The 24,827-nt window shown below is 58.7% G+C and carries 22 protein-coding genes; 12 read left to right on the forward strand and 10 right to left on the reverse strand.

The window, feature by feature from the left end; translation table 11 throughout:
* The first annotated feature begins 5 nt into the window (after window positions 1-5).
* From Q0887_RS10170 to Q0887_RS10180, 3 genes are read left to right on the forward strand one after another with little or no spacing between them, the layout of a single operon-like run.
* Entirely contained in the window at window positions 6-728 is a 723-nt protein-coding gene (locus tag Q0887_RS10170; protein WP_299194578.1) for an ABC transporter ATP-binding protein, read from the forward strand.
* Window positions 729-736: 8 nt separating this feature from the next.
* The gene (locus Q0887_RS10175; RefSeq protein WP_299194581.1) at window positions 737-1,729 is read left to right on the forward strand and encodes an efflux RND transporter periplasmic adaptor subunit; all 993 of its coding nucleotides are present in this window, start codon (window positions 737-739) and stop codon (window positions 1,727-1,729) included.
* A 2-nt stretch (window positions 1,730-1,731) separates the two neighbouring features.
* Complete coding sequence (locus Q0887_RS10180; protein ID WP_299194584.1) at window positions 1,732-3,144, forward strand: efflux transporter outer membrane subunit; 1,413 nt, start codon at window positions 1,732-1,734, stop codon at window positions 3,142-3,144.
* Here the strand turns inward: Q0887_RS10180 and Q0887_RS10185 are convergent.
* From Q0887_RS10185 to Q0887_RS10205, 5 genes are all read right to left on the reverse strand, one after another.
* Window positions 3,141-4,118, reverse strand: a complete 978-nt coding sequence (locus tag Q0887_RS10185) for a HupE/UreJ family protein (protein WP_299194587.1) — start codon at window positions 4,116-4,118, stop codon at window positions 3,141-3,143. The two genes, Q0887_RS10180 and Q0887_RS10185, sit on opposite strands and share 4 nt — an antisense overlap.
* A gap of 20 nt (window positions 4,119-4,138) precedes the next feature.
* Window positions 4,139-4,924, reverse strand: coding sequence for a peptidylprolyl isomerase (locus Q0887_RS10190; RefSeq protein ID WP_299194589.1), 786 nt, complete (start codon window positions 4,922-4,924; stop codon window positions 4,139-4,141).
* Window positions 4,925-4,935: 11 nt separating this feature from the next.
* On the reverse strand, window positions 4,936-6,855 hold the full coding sequence (locus tag Q0887_RS10195) for a DUF3604 domain-containing protein (protein WP_299194592.1): 1,920 nt from the start codon (window positions 6,853-6,855) through the stop codon (window positions 4,936-4,938).
* Window positions 6,856-6,932: 77 nt separating this feature from the next.
* Window positions 6,933-7,382 (reverse strand): MaoC family dehydratase, encoded by a 450-nt coding sequence (locus tag Q0887_RS10200; protein ID WP_299194595.1) that lies wholly within the window; start codon window positions 7,380-7,382, stop codon window positions 6,933-6,935.
* A 3-nt stretch (window positions 7,383-7,385) separates the two neighbouring features.
* Window positions 7,386-8,465, reverse strand: coding sequence for a CaiB/BaiF CoA-transferase family protein (locus Q0887_RS10205; RefSeq protein ID WP_299194597.1), 1,080 nt, complete (start codon window positions 8,463-8,465; stop codon window positions 7,386-7,388).
* 173 nt (window positions 8,466-8,638) lie between these two features.
* Between Q0887_RS10205 and Q0887_RS10210 the strand changes: the two genes are divergently transcribed.
* The 4 genes from Q0887_RS10210 to wecB all read left to right on the forward strand — a co-directional run bounded on the left by Q0887_RS10210 (window position 8,639) and on the right by wecB (window position 13,707).
* Entirely contained in the window at window positions 8,639-9,904 is a 1,266-nt protein-coding gene (locus Q0887_RS10210; protein ID WP_299194600.1) for a nucleotide sugar dehydrogenase, read from the forward strand.
* Window positions 9,901-11,145: a glycosyltransferase family 4 protein gene (locus tag Q0887_RS10215; RefSeq protein ID WP_299194602.1), complete on the forward strand. Its 1,245-nt coding sequence runs from the start codon at window positions 9,901-9,903 to the stop codon at window positions 11,143-11,145. Before Q0887_RS10210 ends, Q0887_RS10215 begins: the two co-directional genes overlap by 4 nt.
* A 121-nt stretch (window positions 11,146-11,266) precedes the next feature.
* Window positions 11,267-12,571 carry a UDP-N-acetyl-D-mannosamine dehydrogenase gene (gene wecC, locus Q0887_RS10220; protein WP_299194604.1) on the forward strand — a complete coding sequence of 435 codons (1,305 nt, stop codon included), beginning with the start codon at window positions 11,267-11,269 and terminating at the stop codon, window positions 12,569-12,571.
* Window positions 12,568-13,707 carry a UDP-N-acetylglucosamine 2-epimerase (non-hydrolyzing) gene (gene wecB / locus Q0887_RS10225; RefSeq protein ID WP_299194607.1) on the forward strand — a complete coding sequence of 380 codons (1,140 nt, stop codon included), beginning with the start codon at window positions 12,568-12,570 and terminating at the stop codon, window positions 13,705-13,707. Before wecC ends, wecB begins: the two co-directional genes overlap by 4 nt.
* Window positions 13,708-13,709: 2 nt before the next feature.
* Here the strand turns inward: wecB and Q0887_RS10230 are convergent, their stop codons facing one another.
* Window positions 13,710-14,255: a hypothetical protein gene (locus Q0887_RS10230; protein ID WP_299194610.1), complete on the reverse strand. Its 546-nt coding sequence runs from the start codon at window positions 14,253-14,255 to the stop codon at window positions 13,710-13,712.
* Window positions 14,256-14,634: 379 nt separating this feature from the next.
* Between Q0887_RS10230 and Q0887_RS10235 the strand changes: the two genes are divergently transcribed.
* The 3 genes from Q0887_RS10235 to Q0887_RS10245 are packed head-to-tail and all read left to right on the forward strand — an operon-like array spanning window position 14,635 to window position 18,755.
* Window positions 14,635-15,321 carry a polysaccharide biosynthesis/export family protein gene (locus Q0887_RS10235; protein ID WP_299194613.1) on the forward strand — a complete coding sequence of 229 codons (687 nt, stop codon included), beginning with the start codon at window positions 14,635-14,637 and terminating at the stop codon, window positions 15,319-15,321.
* A 7-nt stretch (window positions 15,322-15,328) separates the two neighbouring features.
* The gene (locus tag Q0887_RS10240) at window positions 15,329-17,536 is read left to right on the forward strand and encodes a polysaccharide biosynthesis tyrosine autokinase (protein ID WP_299194616.1); all 2,208 of its coding nucleotides are present in this window, start codon (window positions 15,329-15,331) and stop codon (window positions 17,534-17,536) included.
* A 43-nt stretch (window positions 17,537-17,579) separates the two neighbouring features.
* Entirely contained in the window at window positions 17,580-18,755 is a 1,176-nt protein-coding gene (locus Q0887_RS10245; RefSeq protein ID WP_299194619.1) for a glycosyltransferase, read from the forward strand.
* A 5-nt stretch (window positions 18,756-18,760) separates the two neighbouring features.
* Here Q0887_RS10245 and Q0887_RS10250 read toward each other — a convergent pair whose 3' ends face one another.
* The 3 genes from Q0887_RS10250 to Q0887_RS10260 are packed head-to-tail and all read right to left on the reverse strand — an operon-like array spanning window position 18,761 to window position 21,662.
* Window positions 18,761-19,765, reverse strand: coding sequence for a glycosyltransferase family 2 protein (locus tag Q0887_RS10250; protein WP_299194622.1), 1,005 nt, complete (start codon window positions 19,763-19,765; stop codon window positions 18,761-18,763).
* Between the two features lie 5 nt (window positions 19,766-19,770).
* Complete coding sequence (locus tag Q0887_RS10255; protein WP_299194624.1) at window positions 19,771-20,271, reverse strand: acyltransferase; 501 nt, start codon at window positions 20,269-20,271, stop codon at window positions 19,771-19,773.
* Window positions 20,268-21,662, reverse strand: coding sequence for a hypothetical protein (locus tag Q0887_RS10260; RefSeq protein WP_299194627.1), 1,395 nt, complete (start codon window positions 21,660-21,662; stop codon window positions 20,268-20,270). Before Q0887_RS10260 ends, Q0887_RS10255 begins: the two co-directional genes overlap by 4 nt.
* 146 nt (window positions 21,663-21,808) lie before the next feature.
* On the opposite strand from Q0887_RS10260, the gene Q0887_RS10265 reads away from it, so the two are divergent.
* Together Q0887_RS10265 and Q0887_RS10270 are read left to right on the forward strand one after the other, a co-directional pair.
* Window positions 21,809-22,075 carry a hypothetical protein gene (locus Q0887_RS10265; RefSeq protein WP_299194630.1) on the forward strand — a complete coding sequence of 89 codons (267 nt, stop codon included), beginning with the start codon at window positions 21,809-21,811 and terminating at the stop codon, window positions 22,073-22,075.
* A 179-nt stretch (window positions 22,076-22,254) separates the two neighbouring features.
* On the forward strand, window positions 22,255-24,183 hold the full coding sequence (locus Q0887_RS10270; RefSeq protein WP_299194633.1) for a hypothetical protein: 1,929 nt from the start codon (window positions 22,255-22,257) through the stop codon (window positions 24,181-24,183).
* Here Q0887_RS10270 and Q0887_RS10275 read toward each other — a convergent pair.
* Complete coding sequence (locus Q0887_RS10275; protein WP_299194635.1) at window positions 24,162-24,800, reverse strand: sulfotransferase family protein; 639 nt, start codon at window positions 24,798-24,800, stop codon at window positions 24,162-24,164. The two genes, Q0887_RS10270 and Q0887_RS10275, sit on opposite strands and share 22 nt — an antisense overlap.
* Window positions 24,801-24,827: the final 27 nt, after the last annotated feature.

A 24,827-nucleotide genomic window follows, 5' to 3' on the forward strand; every position in this document is an offset into this window, starting at 1 on the left:
GCGCAATGGATCAGGTCACCACCCACGAAGAAGCGGCAATTTGCGCCCGCAGCATTGTCCGCGACTTTCAAGCCGGACAATCGACGATCCGCGTTCTGCACGGAATCGATACAGATATCCGGTCGGGCGAAATGACCTATGTGGTCGGCGAAAGCGGGTCTGGCAAAACCACTCTCATTTCAATTATGTGCGGGATTCTTTGGCCAACCGAGGGTGAGGTCAAAGTTTTCGGAACTGATATCTATGCCCTTTCGGACAACGAGCTCGTCAATTTTCGGCTCCAGAATATCGGCTTCATCTTCCAGCAGTATAACCTCATACCCTCAATTGATGCCGCCGCCAACGCCGCGGTCCCGCTGATCGCGCAGGGTATGGCTATCGAGCCTGCGCGCGAGAAGGCGAAAGAGCTGCTCGAAAAACTCAACATCGCCGATCAGGCTGACAAGTTGCCCAATCAGCTTTCCGGAGGCCAGCAACAACGCGTCGCAATCGCCCGCGCGCTTGTGCATGAACCGCGCCTCGTGGTGTGTGACGAGCCTACCGCCGCGCTTGACGCGAATTCAGGCCGCCGTGTCATGGACTTGCTTCGCGAAGTCGCGGTCGCTCCCGATCGCGCCTGCATCATCGTGACCCACGACAACCGCATTTTCGACCTCGCCGACCGCATCCTCGTGCTCGAGGACGGGCGGATCACCCATGACGGCACCGACATGCCCGAAGACCACTAGAGGAAACTATGGCCCTGCTCCCCTCCAATATCAGCTTCTCGCGCCAAATCCTGCCGGTGATCGCAATTATCGGCCTGATCGGTGCGGTGTTCTATGTCGTGGGCGGTCTGCCCAACCGCGACACCGCTGAGCCCGAGCAACAGCCGCCCAAGGCAACCGGCGCCTTGGCCAATGCCGAACGTGTGGCTGGCGCGGGGATTGTCGAACCGGCGAGCGAAGTGATCGATATCGGCTCGGCATTGTCCGGTCTGGTAACAGATGTCCGCGTCATTCCCGGTGATCGCGTTGAGCAAGGGCAGCCGCTCTTTCTCGTCGATGACCGCGCCGCTCGCTCTCGCTTGGCCGAAGCCAATGCTGCGATTCGTGAGGCCCGCGCTGCGATTGGCGAGGCACAAACCGCGCAAAGCACAGCGCGCCAGCAATTGGCTTTGTATGAAGGCCTGTCCGATCCTGCCGCTGTCAGCCGCGCCGAAGTCATCCGCGCCGAAGGTGAAGCCTCTGCTGCGGCTAGCCGCCTCAACGTTGCTCGCGCACGGCTCAATGCGGCGCAGGCTCAGGCAGCCAGCGCGCGGACCGAAATCGAGCGGTTGACCATACGCGCGCCGATTGCAGGCGAGATACTCGCGGTGAACATCCGTCCGGGCGAATTTGTGGCGACGCAGGGCGGAAACTCACAGCCTTTCATCCAGATGGGCGAGACCAACCCGCTGCATGTGCGCGTCGATATTGACGAGAACGAAGCGGTGCGTGTCGATATGGGAGCATCCGCGATCGTCTCTCCGCGCGGCGCAGCGCAAATCCAGGTCGAGGCGACGTTTGTGAGAGCAGAGCCGCAAGTGGTGCCCAAACGCTCGCTCACCAACAGCGCGGCCGAACGTGTCGATGTGCGCGTCCTCCAACTGATCTATGCCCTGCCGCAAACAGGCGAGGTCGCCGCCTTTCGGGTCGGCCAGCAGATTGACGCCTTCATTCCCGCGGTTGAAGCGGGTGACGGCGAGTGACCATGCGCCCCCTCCTCATCCTTGGCCTCGCTGCATCTTTGGCTGCCTGTGCAGGTGGCTCTCCTCCTCAGATTGTAACGCCTCCGCCCGAGCTGCCGCAGAGCTTCTTTTTCGAACCGGATCGCACAACCAGCGAAGCGCTCGACGCGCTCCTGCCGATTGACGATGCAGCGTTTCTCGAATTGGCGAGCGGCGCGCTCGAGAATGCGCCCAGCATTGCCGAAGCCCTCGCGCGGGTCGACGCAGCGCGCGCCGGCGATCGGCGTTCTGGTGCAGAGCGGCTGCCCAATATCGGCGCCGATGGCAATGTCACCGGCAACCGGACCAATCCAAACCAGTTCGGCGGGAACACCCCTTTCAGCCAGTTCATCGACACCGAGCAAGTGTCCTACGGTGCCAATCTGACAGCGACCTGGGATGCGGACATCTTCGGGCGGCTGCGCGCGCAGGAACGCGCAGCGCTGGCCCGCGTCGATGCGGCCAATGCTTCGGCCGCAGCAGTGCGGACCGCCTTGCTGGCTGAAATCGCCGGAGCCGTCGTGGACTGGAGGACGCTCGATGCGCGGATCGAGGCGATCTCGAACGATGCCGCCGCGGCCAGCCAATTGGCTCAACTTGCCCGAACACGCGAGGAAGCAGGCATAGCGCCCGGCTTTGACCGCGTGCGCGCCGAAGCGGCTGCCAGTGGTTCGCGCTCGCGGCTCGCTGCACTCGAAAGCGAGCGTGTGCGGATCATCGGGCGGTTGATTACACTCACGGGGCAGAGCGGCGCAGAGGTCAATGCCGCGCTCCAACAAGGCGGCCCTGCATTCAATCCGCGCCGAGCGCCCGCAAGCATGCCGTCCGAACTGCTCGCCAACCGGCCCGATGTAATCGCCGCTGCCGCTGAGCTTGCCGCGAGTGATGCTGAACTTGCCGCCGCCGCGCGCTCACGCTTCCCGCGACTGACTCTTTCAGGTGTGCTTGGCCTTCTTGCCTTCAATCCCGGTGATCTGTTCGACGAAGATTCGCTGATCGGCACGCTTAGTGCTGGCATTGCTGCACCGCTGCTCGACTTTGGGCGCCTTGAGGCGGAAATTGACGGGGCTGCGGCAAACAAACGAGTCGCGTTTCAAGCATATCGCGGTGCGGTGTATCAGGCCCTGGGAGATGCCGAGGCGGCATATGGCTTGATTGAGGCAAGCGACCGCGAGGCGGCACTTGCGGCGCAGGAACAACGCGAGTTGGAACGCGCTGCCAGCCTTGCGAATGATCGCTACCGTGCGGGCCTCGCGAGCTTCCTCGAAGTGCTTGAGGCTCGGCGCGCTGCTGATGCCAGCGGAGAAAGGGCTGCGGCGGCGCTTGGCCGGGCCGAGCGCGCTCGCATTATCTTGTGGCAGGCTTTGGGTGGCGGCAACTTTGGTGCCTCAAACTAGCCGATCACGCGCTCGATGAGCCAGAAACTGCCCGTAATGCCGATGCCGTAGGTGGCGAAACGCAAAGCGGGCGCTTCGAGCTTTGGCAGCGCTCTTGCGATCAATGCCAACAGCGCAATAAGCACGGCGATCACAAGCAATTGGCCCGCTTCGACGCCCAGGTTGAATGCAAGGAGCGCGGTCGCGATCTCGCCCTGCGGCAATCCAATATCCGCCAATGCTCCGGCAAAGCCGAAGCCGTGAAACAAGCCAAAGCCGAACGCTACCACCCAAGGGAAACGCCGCGTCCATGTCATGCGGTCAGGCTCGCGCAGCACCAAAGCGACCTCGACTGCGAGAAACACGATGGATAGCGCGATCAGTGCCTCGACCGGACGGCTAGGCAGACCGGCATAACCCAACGTTGTCGCCACCAGAGTGATCGAATGCGCCACGGTGAATGCGGTCGCCGCCTTCACAACTGGCCATGGTGCGCGCACCAACAAGACCAGTGCGATCACAAACAGCAGATGATCCCATCCGAACAGAATATGCTCTGCCCCGATGATGAAATAGTCGCGCAGCACATCGCCCCAGTTCGGTTCAGCGAGGATCGTCGCCGTCGGAGCATCAGCGGTTAGGCGGAATGTCTGCACCGGCCGATCAAGCGGAATGAAACGCGCGATTGCGTCGGCGTTACCGATCAATGCGGACAGACCAAATTCGGCGCCTTCCAGCGAGCCTGTGCATTGCAATTGCGCGCGACCGAGCAATGTCAGCGAAGCCGCACGTTGCACCTGTTCACCGATTTGCTCGCAGCTTTCGGGAATCACTGGACTGGCCAGCGGCAACGCTGCGCTCCCGCGAGCGGCGGCTACGGGCAATTTCCATTCGAATACCCACTCGCCCGGCTGTCGTTCGGTCATCTCGATGACAGAAGGGCGTAATTCATCGGCGGCAAGCGGCGCGGCTATAAGCGTCAGCCAAAGAGCCACAATCGCCCGCAAGACTGCCCTCACCGGTCGATCTCGATCCTGTAGGCACTGCGCAGGATATCGAAGGCTTGCGCTTCTCGCGCTTCGATTTCTGCACTGCGCCAGTCGTTCTCGACACGCTCACGCACGCTGGAGAAATCCGCCGGATCGGTGCTGCGCGCAGTCAGTCGCACAAGGTGCCAACCAAAGCCGGATGGCAGTGGCCCCTGCCACTCCTCGCCCGGCTCCAGCGTTTCAAGGCCGCGGGCAAAACCCTCACCAAACACAGTGGTGATTTCGCGCATGCTCTCGTTGTTGACCATGCCCGGCAAACTGATCGCCTCGCCTTCAATAGCTCCGCCTAACGCCGACTGGGCAGCGCCGCGATCGGCATAGAAAGCTTGTTCGAAGCTGACCCGCACCGCGCCGACATAGCGTTCTGCATTTTCATCATAGAAGGCGCGCAAGGTGGCCTCATCCGGCTCGGCAGTTTCCACTGCGACAGTGGCGGACATATCCATCTTGGAAACCATGCGCTGGCGCACCACGGCATCACCTTGATCCAGACCCAGACGCAAGGCCTCACGATAGAGCACTTCGTCGCGAACATATTTGTCGATTGCCGCATCCAGCTCGGCATCGGTCGGCGCGCGGCCCATGATCCGCTCGAAATTGAGCGAGATCTGCGCCTGTTCCTCTGGCCCGACATCGATGACACGCGATGCCGGATCGACCGGTTCGCCGCCCCATGTCAGCGCGACATAGACCAGAGCTCCAAGGCCAAGGAAATGGACCAGCGGCTCGCGGGTCCAGTTCGGTAGATTCACCCGTTCCCCCCTTAGCTTTGCGGCTTGAGCCAGATTGGCGAGGTGTAGGCACGCTCCTGCGCTACCGCATCAGCGAGAGCATCCTCGGACAGGTCGAAGCCGAAGCGAACCGCATCATAAAGCGGCCAGCGCGGGGTCGGGATTTCCAGAACGCGGACATAATAGAATGCGCGCTGGCCCGCCGAATAGTTCGGGTCGGTCCAAGTGGTGCGCAATTCCGCAGCACCTATATCATTGGTGTAGGTCGCGGTTTCGCGGTCGACTGTATCGCCAACGGGCTGCAATCCGCTTGCAGTGCGGCTGCGGTTGTCCATGTCACTCCACACCACATCATAGACGCGCTCTTGCATCTCGCCCGATGCATCGAGCCAGCCTTTGACCACCTGAACGCGGTCCAGATTGGCACCGTCCGGGTCTTTCAATGCGCTGATCATGAAGGTTGGCGCCTCACCTTGGTCGGTCAGCTCGCCGCCCATTGGTACGCCGCGCGTATAGCCTGCGCGCACCCAGTCACCGTCCCAGTCGGCTTCGGTGAAGTCGAACCCGCCGAAGATCCGCACACTCATGCGCGGGCCGGTGGTGGCGTATACCTCGCGCCGCTGGAACGCGTCGAAGATCTCAGCGCGCGTGTTTCCGCGAGCCCATGCTGCAGCGTAGCCGCCCGCAAGATAGTGCCAGCCGAAGCGGCCGATACGTGTGCCGAGATTTTGGGCCTCAAGCGCGCGATCAGTGTTGTTCTGCTCGCTTCCGGTGTGTTTGCCCCAGAAGTTATCCTCGTCACCTGTCGCCATCGATGTGTGGCTGTCGGTCGAGCCGATCATGCCGAAAGCATAGGGGTTCACGCCCAGCTGCGCTTCGAGCGAAAGCCCGCGTAGAAGCGCCGAACGGGCATAGGAACCGGCGTGCATTGACGGGTCAGACGCTTGCGTAAGAGCGAGGTTGCCAAGCTCCCAGCCTTGGACACCAAAACCAGCCATCTCGTCATTGGGCGAAAGGAACGGATGGGTTTCGCTGTCACCCTTGATCTGGGTCACTTCGACCACCGGCTCGGCAGCGGCGCGTTTGCGCGCATATTCCGCAGTCATCGGTGAGCCGTCAGGCATGGTCATTTCGAACATCAACCCGTTCGAGACATTCGAATTGTGCGGGATCGCCAGGACCTGCCCGCCTGTATTGCCTTCATAGGCCGCCATCGAATCCCACAAATTCTCAGCCGAATTTCCAATGCCGGGGAAAGGAACGATCTGACTGGTCTTGTCCGAACCATCGCGGAACATCACAACACGGTGAAGGTTGTTGCCATCAGGCATCGCGGTCCATTCATATCCCGCAAGAGCGGTGAATGTGCCGGGTTCGTTATAGCGATCCAGAATGCCCAGATGGGTGTTCCAGATATCCTTGGTTGCTTCAGCTGCTGCTTCCGGGTCCGACAGAGCTTCGGGCACGTTGCCATCGGATGCTGCCGTAATCAGCTCGGCAATCGCGAGCTGCGACTGCTCGGGGCTTTCGTGCATCATGTCGTACCAGCGCAGCACGGTTTCATCGCCGATCACCCAGTTCACATACCAGCGCGGCGCATCATAGAGCCGGCGGGTCGCGCCCAAGGCGTCGGAGTGGTCTGAAATCACAAGGAAATCAAGCGGGCGGGCCAGTTGCGCCTGCGCACCCGTAGTCGCCGTGACTTCCTCACCACGCGCGAAGCGGAGGGCAGCTTCTGGCCCGAGGCGGACGCCAAAGCCAAAAGCGTCGACCGAATTGTCGGTGTGGAGATGGGTATCGCCCCAATAGGGCCGGTCGGGGAATTCGGCGAGTTCGATCGTGTCCTCGCCATTGCCGGTTTGAGCAGCGTCGAGCTCCGGCTCGCTGCTGCACGCCGCCAGTGCCAGCGCCATGACGCTCGTTGCGGCCATTGCGTTCCAAGTCTTGCGCATGGCATCCTCCCCTTGTTTTTACCGGTCGGTAATTGAGCGGACCGGCCCGCCCGAGTCAAGCAATCCCCGTCCAGCCATCAAGCCGATTTTCGCAGCAAGGCTGAGCGCTCGCAGCGGCATACCACTTCATCTCTCTGGTTGAGAAGCTCGTGCGTAAAAGTCACGATACCCGCCTCGGGCCGCGACTTGCTTTCGCGCAACTCCTTGATCTCGCTTTCGGCTCTCAAAGTGTCGCCGATAAAGACCGGATTGGGCGTTACGACCTTGTCGAAGCCCAGATTGGCGATGAGCGTACCCAGCGTCGTGTCCCCCACCGACAGGCCAACCAGCAGCGAGAAAGTGAAAGTCGAATTGACCAGAATCTGACCAAACCCGCTTTCCTTGGCCGCCTCGATATCAAGGTGCAGCGGCTGCGGATTGTGCGTCATGGTCGAGAAGAGCAGATTGTCGGTCTCGGTCACAGTGCGGCGGATTTCGTGGGTGATCCGCTCGCCCACTTGCCATTCATCGAAGAATTTGCCTGCCATCTCTTATTCCTTTGCCCATTTCGCGACGATCTCCAAGCCGTCATCGTCGCTTGCACGGACCGCGCCCGGCGTTCGGCTAAAGCGTGGCGCAGGGGCTGTGTGCCAGTCCCCTTCGTGCTCAACATAAGCACCGCGCGATTTCATGTGCGGATGGTCTCGGGCCTCTTCCATGGCCAGAACCGGTGCAAAGCACGCATCGCTTCCCTCAAGCAGTTCGGTCCATTCGGCCTGAGTCTTGGTTTTGAACAAGGCGGCAAGCTTATCCGCGTAATCATCCCAATTGGCCGGGTTCATCTGGCCTTGAACCAACTCCTCCGGAGCGCCCGATTTCGCAAGCAAGTCGGCGTAGAATTGCGGCTCGATTGCTCCGACGGAAACCTCCTTGCCATCGGCGCATTCAAAGCAGCGATAGAAATGCGCAGCCCCGCTAAGCATCCCTTCTCCGCGCTCAGTCGACAAGAACGGCCGTCCGCTGGCACCGAAGAAGAAACTCATCAGGCTGGTTGCGCCATCAACGATGGCTGCATCGACAACTTGCCCCTTGCCCGACCGTTCTCGTTCATACAGCGCCGAGACGATCCCAAGAGCGCAATACATTGATCCGCCGCCGAAATCGCCGACGAGGTTCTGCGGAGGCGTCGCGGTCTCACCCTTGCGGCCCACAGCTGCGAGCGCGCCGGTGATCGCAATGTAATTGATGTCGTGCCCGGCGGCCTGCGCAAGCGGTCCGTCCTGTCCCCAGCCGGTCATCCTCGCATAGACAAGGCGCGGATTGATCATGAGCAATTCATCCGGCCCCAGCCCCAGACGCTCCATCACGCCGGGGCGGAAGCCTTCGATCAGCACGTCTGCCTTGGCCGCCGCTTCGAGGCAGAAGGCCTTGCCGTCTTCTGATTTTAGGTCGACCCCTGCACGGTGGCGCGCGCGCTCGACAACAGGGTTCGACACCGGCGTTCCAGGCCTGCCGATCCGGACAACCTCAGCGCCCATATCGGCGAGCAGCATGGCAACATGTGGTCCCGGCCCGATGCCGGCAAATTCGATTACTCTTAGGCCAGTCAACGGCCCTGCCGCATTATTCATTTTCGGATTCTCTCCCTGTGGGGTTGGACTTGTGGCGCGCTGCACCCGCGCTTGCAAGAGTGGTCCATTATGGATCAAAGCACACGGCGAGGTTTTGTGCGTTGCACCACGTAGAACCCCTTGCTACGCGGCTCCCCACGTTCACCGACGGCTAAGCATACGGGAGCCGGAATTTGAAAATCGCCATTTTCGGGCTCGGCTATGTCGGATCGACCGCCGCTGGATGCATTGCCAGCCAGGGCCATATGGTCGTGGGGGTCGACCCTAGCCAGGTGAAGGTCGACGCGCTCAATTCTGCACGCGCGCCGGTTTACGAACCGGGTCTCGATGAACTGATCGCCAAGGCACATGCCGAGGGGCGCATCAGCGCCGCGGTCGAACTTAGCGACCAGCTCGACGATGCTGATCTCGCAATCGTCTGTGTCGGCACGCCCAGCGGCGTCGATGGTGCGCATGATATGAGCTATATTGCGCAGGTTACGCGCAACATCGCCGACGCTTTGAAAGCCGACCGCAGCAAGCCACTCACCCTCGCCTACCGCTCCACAATGCGCCCGGGATCGTGCGAGAACATCATTTGGCCGATCATCGAAGACGCGCTAGGCGACAAAGCCGCGCAAGTGGTTGAGCTGGTCTATAACCCCGAATTCCTGCGCGAAGCCTCCGCGATTGCCGACTATTTCAATCCGCCCAAGATCGTGATCGGCACGCTCGGTGGGCAGCCTTCTGCCAATATGCACGCGCTGCATGAAGGCATCGAAGCGCCAATCTTCGAAGTCGGTCTGCGCGAGGCAGAGATCACCAAATTCGTCGACAATTCATGGCACGCGGTGAAGGTCGCCTTTGCCAACGAGATCGGGCGCGTGTGCCAAAACCTCGATATTTCGGCGAGCGCAGTCCACGCGATTTTCAAGAGCGATACCAAGCTCAACCTGTCGGCCTATTACACGCGTCCCGGCGGCGCATTTGGCGGGTCTTGCCTGCCCAAAGATGTGCGCGCATTGCAATATATTGCGGCAGATACCGGCTCGGCGACGCATCTGGTGGATTCGCTCATCCGCTCGAACGAGGCGCATAAGCACCACCAATATCTGCGCGCGACCGAGGGGCTGGAGCGCGGCGCAAAAGTGCTGCTGGTCGGCCTCGCCTTCAAGCTTGAAACCGACGATCTGCGCGAAAGCCCGGCGGTGGACATGGCGCGCAAGCTGCTCGAAGGCGGCTATGATCTCGACATTTATGATCCGCAAATCGAGCCGGAGAATCTGGTCGGCCAGAACCTTGGCTATGCCCGTGCATGGCTGCCAAAGTTCGATGATCTTCTGGTGACGAGAGAGCAGGCGGAAAGCGGCGATTACGCTGTCGTTATCGCAACCAACCGTCTGATCGACACGCTCTCACTCGAAGGCGCCAATGTCATCGATGTGAGCGCAATTCCGTGACCGATGCCACTGCTGCCGAAGAAGGCATTCCGGCGATCATCGAAGGCGAACCGCTCAAGGGCAAACATGTCCTGATCGTGGTCGAAAACCTGCCGCTGCCCTTCGACCGCCGCGTGTGGCAGGAGGCACGCACCCTCAAGGCTGCGGGCGCGCATGTCTCGATCATTTGCCCGACCGGCAAGGGGCATGAGAAGCGCTTCGAAGTGATCGAAGGCGTCGAAATTCACCGCCACCCGCTCCCGCTCGAAGCCAAGGGCGCGCTTGGATTCCTGCTCGAATATGGTGCGGCGCTGTTCTGGGAAACGTGGCTGGCATGGAAGATTTTCTTCAAGCGCCGCTTTGACGTCATTCAGGGCTGCAACCCGCCCGATCTGATCTTTCTGGTCGGCCTGCCGTTTAAGCTGCTGGGCGTGAAATACATCTTCGATCACCACGACATCAACCCCGAGCTCTACGAAGCCAAGTTCAACAAGCGCGGCTTTTTCTGGCAGCTGATGCGATTGTTCGAAAAGCTGACATTCATGTCGGCCAACGTCTCGATCGCGACCAACGAAAGCTACAAGAAAATAGCCGTGGAGCGCGGCGGGATGGCATCGGATCGCGTCCATGTCGTGCGCTCCGGCCCCGACCTCTCGCGCCTGAAACTCGTGCCGCCGGTTTCCAGCTGGAAGAACGGCCGCGACCATATGGTCGGCTATGTCGGCGTGATGGGTGAGCAGGAGGGGATCGACCTCCTGATCGACGCGGTCGAACATCTGGTGCGCGAAAAGCAGCGCGAGGACATCCAGTTCGTGCTGGTCGGCGGCGGTCCCGCGCTCGATGATCTCAAAGCGCTAACCGCCGAAAAAGGCCTCGCCGACTTCATCACCTTCACCGGCCGCGCGCCAGATCAGGAATTGTTCGAAGTGCTCTCGACCATGGACCTCGGGGTCAATCCAGACCGGGTCAATGCGATGAATGACAAATCGACCATGAACAAGATCATGGAATATATGAGCCTAAAAAAAGCAATGGTTCAGTTCGACGTGACCGAAGGAAAGTTCTCGGCACGCGAGGCTTCGCTGTATGCAAAGCCCAACGATCCGATCGACATGGCCGACAAAATTATCGAGTTGGTGGACGATCCGGTTCGGCGAGCGGCGATGGGCAAATATGGCCGCGAGCGGGTTGTGAGTGAACTCAACTGGCAGCACCAGATTGACCCGCTTCTGGCGGCGTACAAACAGGCTCTGTCGCTCTAAGGGCGCTTGTGTACCCGCTCTGTCCCGCTTTTGGACAGCGCGAAAAATCGCGATATCCCTAACGCGATGTTTACCCCTCCCGGCGCATGGCATCCTCGTGAAAACCTGAGGATTTGAACCCATGAACGCACCATTCGACGCGGCAACGGCCTTTGGGCCAGACGCCGCGATCCAGCCTGCCCCTGACCATCAGGTCGCGGTTATCGGCCTGGGCTATATCGGCCTGCCGACTGCAGCTGTGCTGGCGAGCTATGGCTGGAATGTGTGCGGGGTCGATGTCTCTGAAAAGGTTGTTGAAACCGTCAATGCGGGCGGTGTTCACATCGAAGAGCGCGATCTCGACCGGCTGGTGCGCGAGGCGAGCGAATCTGAAAAGCTCGTGGCCGCCACCGAAGTTCCGACGGCGCATTACTACATGATCGCGGTGCCCACTCCGCTGACTGAAGAAAACACGCCGGATATCAGCTACGTAGAAGCCGCCGCGCGCGCCATTGCGCCCAAGGTCCTGCCCGGTGCCTGCGTCATTGTGGAGAGCACGTCTCCGGTTGGCACCACCGAACGCGTTGCGCAGATCATCGCCGAAATGCGCCCCGATCTGAACCTGCCGGTTTACGGCTCGCAGGAGCCGGGCGACATCGCGCTAGCCTATTGTCCGGAAAGGGTTTTGCCGGGCAAGATCGTTCGCGAACTGGTCCAGAATGACCGCGTGATCGGCGGCGTAACACCTGCCTGCGCCGAGCGGGCAAGCGCGCTCTATTCAAGTTTCGTCGAGGGCGACTGCCTTGTGACCAATTGCCGGGTGGCCGAAACGGTGAAGCTGGTCGAGAACAGCTTCCGCGACGTCAACATCGCTTTTGCCAATGAACTCAGCGTCATAGCCGACGATCTGGGCGTCGATGTGTGGGACGTGATCGCCCTCGCCAACCGCCATCCGCGCGTCAACATCCTGCAACCCGGCCCCGGCGTTGGCGGGCATTGCATCGCGGTCGATCCGTGGTTCCTCGTCGCCAGCTCACCCAAGACTGCGCGGCTCATCCGCACTGCCCGCGAAGTCAACGATTTCAAGGCGGTATATTCCGAACGCCGCATTCGCGGGCTGGTCGACGCCGTGCCCAACGGCAAGGTCGCACTGCTCGGCCTCGCCTTCAAACCCGACATCGACGATTTCCGCGAGAGTCCGGCAATGGAAATCGCGCTCAGCCTTGCGAAAACGCGCGGGCAGCGGATCATGCTGGTCGAACCCTTCGCCGAGGAACTGCCAGCCGGATTTGCCGGGACAGGCGCAGAGTTGGTCGGCCTTGACCACGCGCTGCAAAATGCCGAGGTGGTTGTCGTGCTAGTCGATCACACCGCCTTCAAACATCTGCTTCCCGCCGACCTTGCGGGCAAGTTGGTCTATGACACTCGCGGAATGCTGAAAAAATGAGCGGAGGCGGAAAGCCGCGGATCCTCGTGACCTTCGGGACACGGCCCGAGGCGATCAAGATGTTTCCCGTCGTGTCCGCTCTGCGCGAGGCAGGCTGTTTCGATGTCCGCGTTGCTGTCACCGCGCAGCACCGCGAGATGCTCGATCAAGTGCTCCAAATTGCTGGAATCGAGCCGGATATCGATCTTGATCTGATGCAGCCGGGGCAAAGCCTTGATGCGCTCTCTGCGCGGATCATCACCCGCTTTGGCGAAGTACTCGATGCTGAAAAGCCTGACCGCGTGCTGGTTCATGGCGATACGCTGACCACGATGATGGCAACCCTCGCCTGCTATTTCCGCCGCATTCCTGTCGGCCATGTCGAGGCCGGTCTGCGCAGCGGTGATATTTACGCGCCCTGGCCGGAAGAAGTGAACCGCAAAGTCACAGGCGCTGTCGCCGATTTGCACTTTGCTCCGACGGACAATGCCGCCGCCGCGCTTCGCACCGAGAATGTCGCTGAAGACAACATCCATGTCACCGGCAACACAGTGATCGACGCGCTGCTTGTGGCTCAGTCAAAGATCGCCGCCGACCCTTCGCTCGCCCCTGAAATTGCACCGCTAAAAGAGCGTTTCAGTGGCAGGAAGATCATCGCTGTAACCGCGCATCGGCGCGAGAATTTTGGTGAGGGGATGCGTGAAATTGCCAAGGCGCTTCAACAGCTTGCGGCGCGTGAGGACATTGCGATCATTTACCCCGTGCACCCCAATCCCAATGTCGTTGAAGTCATGCAACCTGCACTTTCATCGCGCGACAATATCGCGCTGATCGAACCGCTCGACTACCTCAACTTTGTCGCAATGATGGAGGCCAGCGAATTGGTCCTCACCGATTCTGGCGGGATTCAGGAGGAGGCCCCGAGCCTTGGCAAACCTGTGTTGGTGATGCGCGACACCACCGAACGGCCCGAAGGAGTCTCGGCAGGGACGGCAAAACTGGTCGGGGCGGATTGCGAGCGGATCGTCAGCGAAGTCTCGCATCTGCTCGAAGACATTGGCGCTTACGAAGCAATGTCAAAAGCGCACAACCCCTATGGCGACGGCACAGCCAGCCGCCAGATTGCCGATATCCTGAAAACGGCGCACTGCGCCTAGGTTTACGGTCGTTCGCGCACCCGGATGATGTAATAGACCGCGAGTGAGAGAACCGCGACACTCGCGCCAACATCTACCAACCAGTTCAGCTTGATAGCGCCGTATAAGAGCCGGTCGATCGCGTGGAGCGAAATCAGGCGCAGCGCCACCAGAAACAGCATCGCTGCACCGCAGGCCAATGCGGCCATGATCGCAACATTGCGCCTACCTCTTATAGCGCGGCAGGCACGGTAGAACCACCAACTGCCTAGGCCCGCCACCACTACAAGCACACCGGCGACGATCAGCCGCTGTATCTGGCGCCGTTCTTCATAACTGCCATCGCTGCGCATCCCTTCGCGCAATGCAACACGCAGGCATTCCTCAAACCCGAAACCACGCAAAAGCATTAAGGCGGCAAATAGGATTGCAAGCATAGCCCAGGCATTGCGATGCCAATTTGGCTGCCGATGGAGCATTGCCGTGCCAGCCCCTGCGGCACACCCGGCCCACACCATTGCGTAAAGCCCCATTGCAGCAAGGCCGAGCCAGGTGAGGTTTCCGATCATGCGTGTCAGCTCCTTGGCGAGTAAGTGCGCCTAGCCGCACGATCTTTGTATGCATATTGTTGCATCAGGCTTGCCCAATTGTTCCAATGCGGGACAGTAGATTAGGCACTTGAATTCGCGCCGCAAGGCCTAGGCATATGTCGCAAGCGGTCAATTACGCGGCAAAGCGCTGATTGATGACCAAATTCGTTACATTTGAAGCATTTCCCGCCACTACAAAGCCGTGTAACAATGCTGCATCGACCCGCCGTATCGCAGGGACTAAGCGTGTTGCGCTGCGGCATGCGAGCGTCTAAGCACTTTTTCGTATTTTAGGGAGGGATGTGTGATCATTACCAAATCCGCCGGTCTTAAGTCAGGCCTTAGCGCTCTCGCATTGATGTCCCTCGGGGCATGTGCGTCAACGCCCGATCCAGTGATCGGCACTGCTGTAAGCACACCGCGCAGCGATCTTGGGCAGGCGGGCTTCACCGCTATGCGCTCGACGACGTATCTGATGCGTCCTTCGGACCAAATCAGCGTAAACGTTTTCCGCGAGCCTGATTTCAGCCTCGAGAATGTGCGGATCGGGGTTGGCGGCAATGTGTCGCTGCCTTTGCTCGGCACAATCCCAGCTGCTGGTATGACGGCTGCCCAATTCGAAGGCGACGTTGCGCGTCGGCTCGAAGCGGCTGGCCTGCGCTCGCCGATGGTTTCGGTCAATGTCAACGAATACGCCTCGCACCTCGTCACGGTTGAGGGCGCGGTTGACGAACCGGGAGTCTATGCATTCCAACCGGGCGCGCGACTTTCTTCGGCAGTAGCTATGGGCGGAGGACTTACCCGGACCGCAAAAAGTGACCAGGTTGCGGTTTTCCGCGAGAGCCCTAGTGGCATCATGGTTGCGAAGTTCGATTACGGCCAGATTTCACAAGGCACGATGCTTGATCCCGTGCTCGAACCCAATGACCGTGTTGTGATTGGTACCAACGGCATGTCGGTGTTCTGGCAGGACTTCCTGACCGCTTTGCCGGCCTTCGGCGTGTTCACGTCGGTGGGCGTCGACATTTTGGACAGCAATAACTGATAAAACAATGAATGATCGTTCCATCATCCAGACGCCGGATCCGTCCGGGCGTGACCTGTGGGTTGACCGCTATCTTCCCTCGGACATGGTCGAAGGGCCGCAGCCTGCTGGCTTCCAGATCGACACGGCCTGGTTGCGCGGTGCGCTTTTCCGGCAGCGCTGGTTGGTGGGGGCGACAATTCTTGCCGGACTGTTGTTCGGCCTCATTATCACATTGCTGACAACGCCGATCTATCAGGCCAACGCGACCGTAAGGATTCAACCTTGGGGCAATTTCATTGTCGAAGGTCAGGATGTGGCGACGGCGATCGGATCGTCGAACGAGATCGATCTCTTCATGGAAACGCAAGGGACGGTGATCGAAAGCCGAAACCTCGCGGAAGTGGTCGCAAACGATCTCAATCTCGGTTCACGCAATGCATTGCTTGGCGCGGCGATTGATGAAGGACGTCCACCCCAGCGCAGCGACGAGCAATGGGCTGAAGACAAGCGACTGATGGCTATCTCATCCCTGCAAGCCGGGGTCAGCGCCGATGTGCCGGTTAACAGCCAGATCATTACGATCAATTTCCAGTCGGAAGATCCCGCACTCGCCGCTGAAATCGTCAATGCATATGCAGAAGCCTTCCAGCAGTCTGACACGCGTCGGAATGTGGAAAGTAACGCCTATGCGCGCGAATATCTGACCCAGCAGATCGTGCAGGTGCGCGAGCGACTCGACGAAGCAGAGCGTGCGGCGAACGATTATGCCCGTAGCAGTGGGATCGTCACTGCTCGCACAACCGGTTCGGACGGCGATTCAGGTCAAACAATTACTGGCGCCAATCTCACCAACATCAATGTCACAGTCGCACAGGCACGTGCTGCTCGCATTGCAGCTGAACAGAAATGGCGTTCGGTATCGGCAATCCCAGCATCGCAATTGCCCGAAGTGCAGGCCAATCCGGTCATTCAGGACCTGACGACCCAGCGGGCAGAGCTGCAGGGCCAGCTCACCAATCTCCGCCAGCGCTACAACGACCAGTTCCCCGAAATCCGCGACATTCTGGCCCGCATCGCGCTGATCGACAATCAGATCGCGCAGACAGGCGAGAATATCAAAGCGACCATTCGCAGCGAATTTGTCATTGCCCGCAATCAGGAAGCAGCGCTTGCCGGTGAGCTCAACTCAGCGACCGATGATGCGCTGGTCGAACAGGACCAGAATGTCGAGTATTCTGGCCTAGAGCGCGAAGCTGACGCGCTTCGCGGGCAGCTCGAAAGCCTGCTCACGCGCTTCAATTCGATCAGCACGGCTGCCAACGTACAAAGCGGCGCGATCACCATTCTCGACAGCGCAGTTGTCCCGCGCTCACCCGTTTCTCCGAACATTGCGCGCAACATGATCATCGCATTGGTTTTGGCGGTAGCAGCAGCTGGCGGCCTTGCTCTGATCAGGGAGATCTTCGTCGATCAATTCCGCCGCACTGAAGATATCGATGAGCGCTTGGGCCTCCCGGTTCTGGGCCTCACTCCGCATGTGAAGGCGGAAGATATTGACCGTCAGGAAGCCAACCAGTTCAGTTCTTTGATGGAAGCTTACGCTTCTATCCGATCGACAATTGATTTTGCCGTTCCGCGCGATGGAGCGGTTGTGCAACTCACTTCGAGCCAGGCATCGGAAGGCAAGTCGACAACTGCGCTGATCCTAGCCGAATTGTTTGCGCGCCTTGGCCGCCGCACACTGCTTATCGATGCCGATTTACGCAAACCCTCGATCGTCAAACTGCTCGATGTCGAGAGCAAGGATCAGGGCATCACCGAAGTGCTCCTCGGCCATGCAAAGCTTGAGGACGCAATTATCGAAGGCGTCCATGAGAACCTGCAAATCCTCTCGGTTGCCGGAATTCCGCCTAATCCGGTCGAGCTGCTTTCTTCGCGGCGTTTCAAGGAATTCATCGACGATCAGCGCGAGAATTACTCGATCATTTTGATCGATTCTCCGCCCGTCCTTGGCCTAGCCGATGCGCCCGAGATTGCTCAATGCGTCGATGCCAGCATATTTGTGATCGAAGCAAACAGGACAAGCTTCGCGCAAGCTCGTTCAGCTGTGAAGCGCCTGACCCATGTCGGTGCAAACCTGATCGGAGCAGTGCTGACCAAGTACCGCGCGCTCGAGGCTGGATCGGACTACGCATACCAATATCAGTATTACCAATACGGCGATAACAAGTAGGCGGGGTCGCAAGGGCAAGCGCGCGCATACCGGGAGGTCGAGAATGGCCGAACGCAAGCTGATCCTGCATGTCTCGGGCGATTTTCCCGATACGATCGAAGAGGCCAAAACCAAGGTCATCCGCCAATTGGTTGATCTAACGGCAGATCGTCTCGACCACCACATTGTGTCGATCAACCGGACCGACCCGCCAGCCGCACAATTGCTGAGCGAAGTTGTTACGCGCGTTCCTCTGCGCGTAGATGCTGACAGCTTCGAATATGGCACGAATCTAATTTATCACGCCTATGGTCGCGGGCTCTTTCATAGGCGCAAGCTTCACCAGCTGGGCGACTGGCTGGTTGATCACATCCGGCAAATGCCGCGCCAGCCGGACCTCATCATTGGTCACAAACTCGCATTCGAAGGGATTGCAGTTCGGCGCGCAGCGCAAGAGCTGGAGATCCCCTATGGTCTTTCGATCCAGGGAGATAGCGACACCAAAGTTCTTGACCTGCGACCTGACCTTGGAACCGAACTGAATGCGGTATTGCAAGGCGCTCGGGTGATTTTTCCTTTCTCCCCTTGGGCCTGGAGCGGGGTGACAAACAAATTGGGAGTGCCGGGCGGCAAATGCGTCATGCTCCCTTGTCCGACGGACCTCGACCAGCCGCTTGCGCCATCGGCAGGTGGCAATGGATTGTTATCGGTATTCCATCTCGCCAGCCACGATCGCAAGAATCTAGGCGGCATGGCTCGCGCGATCGCCCTACTGGAAAAAAGCGGTCGATCTCCCGACTTGAATATTATCGGCGGTGGGTCATCAGCACAGCAGGCCGAATGCGAGGCCATCGTGCGCGGCCGGCCGTCCATCAGGCTGCTCGGCGCTAGAGATCGAAACGAAGTTCGAGCAGCCATGAGTGCGGCGACCGCCTTTGTGCTGCCATCTCGACGCGAAACTTTCGGTCTGGTCTTCACGGAAGCGCTGTTTGCCGGCTTGCCAGTCATTTATCCCAAAGGGACTGCGATAGACGGCTATTTCGATGGCCACAGCTTCGCTCTGCCCGTCAATGCAAGTGACCCCGCCTCGATTGCGGACGCGATGCAGGAAGCAATTCAACGCGAAGACGAGCTAAAGGCCGCGTTGTCAGACTGGCATCACTCAAGTCACGCCAAGCAATTCCAACGGCCTAGCATCGCGGCCAACTTTGCAGCAGGCTTGATCCACGCCGCTGGTTGATCGAGCTAAAGCCGCGTCTGTGTTGGCCCCTTGATCCATAGATCGCGTTGGTCCCAAGCACTTTGCCACTCCTCGCCCTGTTTCTTGAGGCGCGGAAAGAAGAGACCTCCAATTCGGTATCCCACCGCGCGCCACCAGACCCAGAATATCATCAGGGCGATCCCAAGTGGTTGCCAGAACTTATGGAAATGACGCTTGATAATCCCAATCCGGCCGCCGATCACATAGATAATCCGCTTTGAGAACTTCTTGGTGCTGCGTCCGCCATAATGAATGATGGTTGCCTTGGGCGTCATCAAAGGCGCTGCGCCAGCTTTGCTAGCACGTGCCGCCAGGTCGGCTTCTTCTCCAAACATAAAGAAGTCGAGATCGAACCCACCAAGCTCGTTCCAGAACTCCCGCTCGATCAATAGAAACGAACCTTGAACAATGTCGATTTGGCGTTCGTAATCCCGTTGCCAGCCTCCATATCCTTCAGGATTCAGAAGTTCCGACTTTGAGAACAGCTTCGATAAGCCGGTGGCCATGCAGAATAGGCTCCATGGCGTGATCCGCCCCCAGCAAGAATCAGGATTTAACGAGCCATCCTCGAACAAGGTACGCCCACCCCAAAGCCTAGCTTGCGGTTTTGCTTGCGCGAATGCGACAATCTCCTGAATCGCGCAGTCGAGCACAATTGTGTCGGTGTTAAGCAGCAAGACAAATTTGCCGCGCGCTTTTTCGACGGAGATGTTCGTCGCCTTTGCAAAACCGTGATTCTCCGTCTCGGCCATCAGCCTGACTTGGGGAAATTCCTTTGCAATGGCAGTTGCGGATCCATCTTCTGAACCATTATCGACCACGATCACTTCGAACGGGATATCCCGCGTCTGGGCGTAGACCGACCGGAGGCAGTCGAGCGTCATCTCTCGCGTATTCCAGTTGACCAGCATTATGGAAACGAGCGGATCGCCGGTCCCTGCGCCATCACCCTTCGGTTGACGCGCATCAGCTTGCTTGAGCGTATCCATCTAGATTAGCCCTTCCCGAGATCTTTCGAAGGGAGGGAGGCTGCGGCCGGATCTTCGGCGCGAAGGGTTCGCTCCGTCTCGTCCGCGTCGAGAAAGCGTCCAAAGCGACCCACTTCGATATCACGGCGGATGATTTTTGCCGGATTGCCTGCTGCGATGCATCGATCCGGAACGTCCTTGGTCACGACGCTACCCGCGCCAATGACGCAATTGTCGCCAATTGTGACCCCGGGCAAAACGATGCTCTCACCGCCGATAAAGCAGTTCTTGCCTATCCTTGTGTGGAGATAAAGCCCGCGCGTCCGATCATGTGTTAGCACTCGCGAATTAAACGCGAGATAGCTGTATTCTCCGACATGAACGCCCTGCGGAAAGGTCTTGTCCGGCTTTGCACTGAGCGAAAGCTGGGCTGTCGGATGGATATCCATGCCAAGCACCCTGTTAAAGAATGAGCGTTTCGCATTGACCAGCAGGTTCCGCAGACCTGAAAGACGGTTCAAACTCATGTCGGACGCACTTGCTGCCGGCGCATCGGCGCGCGCTGCACTGCCGGCTCAACAATTCGCCCGAAGGTCGTTCCGAAACCAATCATCATTGCGAACCAAATCAGGATGCCGCCGAAATAAGATACCGTGAACCCGAGAATAAAGAACATTGTTAGGCTGATCGCTAGGCCGATCCGGGCCGCGCTATTGATACTGCGATCACGCGACGCGGAGAATGCTAGGCCGCCAATGGCAATAATTACCGCCAATCCCAAGAGCAGGGGCGCAGGCAGGCCGTGCCGGATCGCCAATGCGAGCCAAACTGCATCGACACTACTATTCATCCAGGCGAGACCTTTGAACTGCGCGTATGCGATACCGAACCACGGATAGGCCTCCACAGAGCGCGAGCCATATTCCCAAATCATAAGCCTGTAATAACCGCTTGCCGGATTGAACGTGAAGCGGATCAAAACCGAGATCAGGCCATTTTGCGACAGGACGTGCAATACTGTCATCAGGGCGGCCAAAGCGGCAATGAAAATTGGCCAATTCAGAAATACGACAACCTGTCGAATCCGATCATAGACCGACAGCAGGACGAACATCCCAATTCCCAGAAATGCGGCAGAACTCAACGAGAAGATTGCGCCGACCCCGGCAGCAATGCCCGTGAGCGCCGGCCATCCCCGCAGCCGAGAGAAGTAATAGAGCGGTAGCAAGGCCGCGAAGAAGACGCCTGCAAGGATCGGGTGCGAAAACGGACCGGTCGCGCGAAGCATACCAAAACGCGTATCTGATAGTCTGGCCTGACCAACTTCCGCGCCATACTCGACAGCACCCAGTGAACCAAACAGCGCCTGCGCGCCGCCCCTTATGAAACGGGTGTGCGACACTGCTTCGAGAACCATCATTCCGCAGATCACAATCGCAATGGGCGCGAGAGCGATCAACAATGTGCGTAAATCATTGAATGTGCGGATAGTCTGGCGGGCAACTAGATATGGGATCATCACGTCCAGCGCGATTGCGAAGCCGGCCGCCCCCCCTCTGACAAAACCGTCAACGATGACGAAAGAGAGCAGCATCCAGGTGCAAGCCAGACCTACGATAATGTCGTTAAAGCGCAGCTGAAAGCGCCCCGAAAGCATCTGATAGAACAGCCACGGCGCCACCAGCATCCATGCCAACCGATAAGCGTACAGAGTTTGTCCAGCAAAATTCAGTCGCACCTCAACCGGTAAGAGCAGGCCGATCAAAAGGATGATGACCGGTGCGATCTTTAGAAACGGCGCCCACCGATTTTGCTCGGGACGGAGCGTGGTTCGGCGGCGCAGCGCCGGATCGCCCACTGGAAAAGCGGGCTGTTGCGGCCCGGTCGCCACCGGTTTGTGGATGTTGTTTGACGCCATGAAATTAGTAGCACTTTCCAGTCTGATCCTAGGCTTGAAGGCCCTGTTGCGGCAACACCAAACTCGCCCGCCCAAGAAAACATTTTCCTACATCGGTTTCATATGAGAAAGAATATTCACCTTTTGTTCTTTGTGAGGTGAATTCGATGAGCAACCCCTTTGATAACTATGCTGACAGCCCTACCGCTCCGGCGCTGAACTGTTTCGATATTGTCCCCGACGATGCTGCCGACCTTTCGCGCGTGACTAAGGCCATCTATGTCGGTGAGGAAGGCGACGTTGTGCTGCGTTCCGCGCTAGGCGATAGCGATGTGACCTTCCGCAACCTCCCAGCCGGCTATATCCTTGATGTGCGTGTGCTTGCTGTGCGTGCGACCGGAACCACTGCCTCGTCTCTGGTAGGTCTCGCCTGATGCCTGGGTTCGGCCAAACTCCTGCCGCACGCCGCGGGAATTTCGTCACGCTCGCTGGCAGTGGGTCGTTTGCCGGACCTGAGATCAGTCCCTCGCAGGCTTGGACCGGCACAGCAGCGAGCGGTTTTGCAACAATCCCCAGCGATCCTATACGAACAACAGCAAAGCCTGCGGCGCGTTTGCTGGTGCCGCCGGGGCAATTCTTCTCAAGAAAGCTGACAGTCGGCGTCGCAGCGGCGGCAAACAACGGTGGCACGCTGATTGGCGGCATCGCCAATGTGCGGTTCCATTTTGAGGGCAATACCGTTGATGTCGCCGACGCTACACCTTTCACTTTCAAGGACGCCAATCGCAATGAAGTGACCTACTGGGGATATTGGGCAACGCTGACGAAGCCAGCAAATCTAACTGGCGAAGCGCATCTTTTTGTTGAGGTGGTTCCTGCCGATCCCACCATGCAGGCTCGTATAATCGGGCCTTACAGCTTCTTCCCTTCGGCCTCACTTCATGATGCGCAGTACACCGTGGATACTACGCAGCCAGCCACAGGTTCGAATTTCCATTCGTTCGACTCTGCCTTGCTTCAAATCAAGATCGAGAGCCCTGCAAACCCTCGCCTCTTGATCAAAGTCCCGCTTGAAAACGAGCCAATGAATGGTCTTGGCTCGTCCTATACGCCCACTGGTTATCTCACTGTCGAAGCGACCGCTCCGGTCACGTTCGGACGCAGCTCGATTAACTCAACTGCGACAGTCGATAGCGACAGCAACTTGCGCCCAAAGGCAAGTGGCATTTGGCTCAAGGGGGGGAACATCACCATCGACTACGCCAATGTCGACCATCTCTTCGCCGAGAGCGGCAAATCCTATGTTCTCGATGGGATTAATATGACGAATTCTCGCGGGGCAGGGGCACTTTGGCGCGGCGGTCCCTATTTTACAGGATTCCGGGTCCGGAATGATCCGTATCTCTTGGAGGTGTCGGCATCGAATCTGGAAAACATCGCCGTCGCTGCAAACCTGGTGCGAGGCGGAACATTCTCGATGATGAGCCGCGACATCTTTGCAGACGCAAGGTGTTTGGTAGGCACGCAAGTGGCGACTCAGAACGACTCGCCATTCAACAACGATGCTCCGGCCTTTGATGTTCAGTATTCAGGATCTGAGAGTTCTGCCACACTGGCACGCAGCGGGGCTGTCGACCCGAATGATGCAACCTACACCTTTGCTTGGGGCTCGAATAGCGCAACCTTTTCCGTTGGCAAGCAAGCCACCGACTATGCCGGGACCGGCTCTGACGGATATCTCTTCAGCGATGTTGTCGACTTCATCAACACCACGCTTGCCGGGCAGGATCCGGGCTGGAGCGCTACCCTGAATGACAGCGATGGCAGGCGCGCGTCTTCCGGCACGCTCATCGGCCGCAAGGGCCAAGGCTTCCCCGCAACGGACTGTAAGGGCAGTGCCCTTGAGGTCTTGTCCAACTTCGATGCCCATGGCGACTGGTACCAACAGCGTTTCAATCTGCAGTCGGAGAACGTCATTGCCTATGACAATCTTGCCTTTGACATGCAGACGCAGAACATCTTCCTTTCGTCCAACGTTGATGCGCGAGATTTCGTGTTCTTCAACAATGCTCTGGGCAATGATCCTGTTGGCTCCGACTATTTCAGCGACACCGTTGTTTTCAGCCAGATTGGCAGATCAAACCAGTCGACCGCTATCAGCCACGTCGTGGTTGCGCATTGTTCGATGCCAAACCAAGGCTTCTCGTTCCGCAATGATGGCACACCATCAACATTCGATTCCTATTGCCTGATCGCGAACAACGTCTTCGCAAGGCTCGTTGAGAATGGCAGCGCACCGATCGAAGCGCTGGTCACTGACAACCATATCCATGCGGGAGAAACGCCGATGGATGACGCGCTCGCCACCACTACGGGCGGAGACAGAGACAGTCTGTTCGCCGATTTCAATGCCGGTGATTTTGCCCCCGTCGGGACGCTGCTTGCCAATCCGAAAACACCTGTTTTTGAGCGTGATCTGGCGGCCACAGTGCGAGATGCGCCCGGTCCGGTGGGAGCGCTTTATCCATCCATCCCTGAGTAGGACAGGACACCCATCCGATCGAGCTTGCGGCGGATGCGGTTGTAGAGGCTCATGCGCTGGGACTGAGAGTTTGTGTGCACAAATGCGCCGGTTGGCATATCGCACCGGCCAAGAAACGCGGCCAACTCGTCCCAGCCATGACCTCGCTCAAGCCAGAATTCGAGCAGGTCATTAGGCCGGTCAGAAAAGTATTCGCGGACAGCCGCATTGTGCGCTTCGTACACCTCACGATAACGCTCTTCGTGGCCCACGGGCGCAGGAGCATCTTCTCCATAGGTGAGCTGCTGGATATGGTAAGGATTGGCTCCAAAGTGGCTGGCGATCGAGTGATACCAGCGGTCGGTATCGCGCATTGTCAGGATGAATTTGGCCCCTGGAAACGCAGCATCAAGTTCTCGAAACATGAGCGGCCAGGGCATATCCTCGACCGCATCATACTGCTCAGCGATGGAGAGTCCGCGCTCGATATAGGTTTCGCGCAGCTCGCGCAGCTCCACATCTCGCCCGAAAACACCGGTGACGCTGTAGCCGACTTCACTCAACGCATCGCGCAAGGACGAAGTACCGGTTTTCTGAAAGCCAATGCAGAATATTTTCATCGAAACGCCCTGAACCACGAAACGCGAACCGCTTCTGATTGATCG

This window comes from uncultured Erythrobacter sp., assembly GCF_947492365.1.
Lineage (GTDB): Bacteria > Pseudomonadota > Alphaproteobacteria > Sphingomonadales > Sphingomonadaceae > Erythrobacter.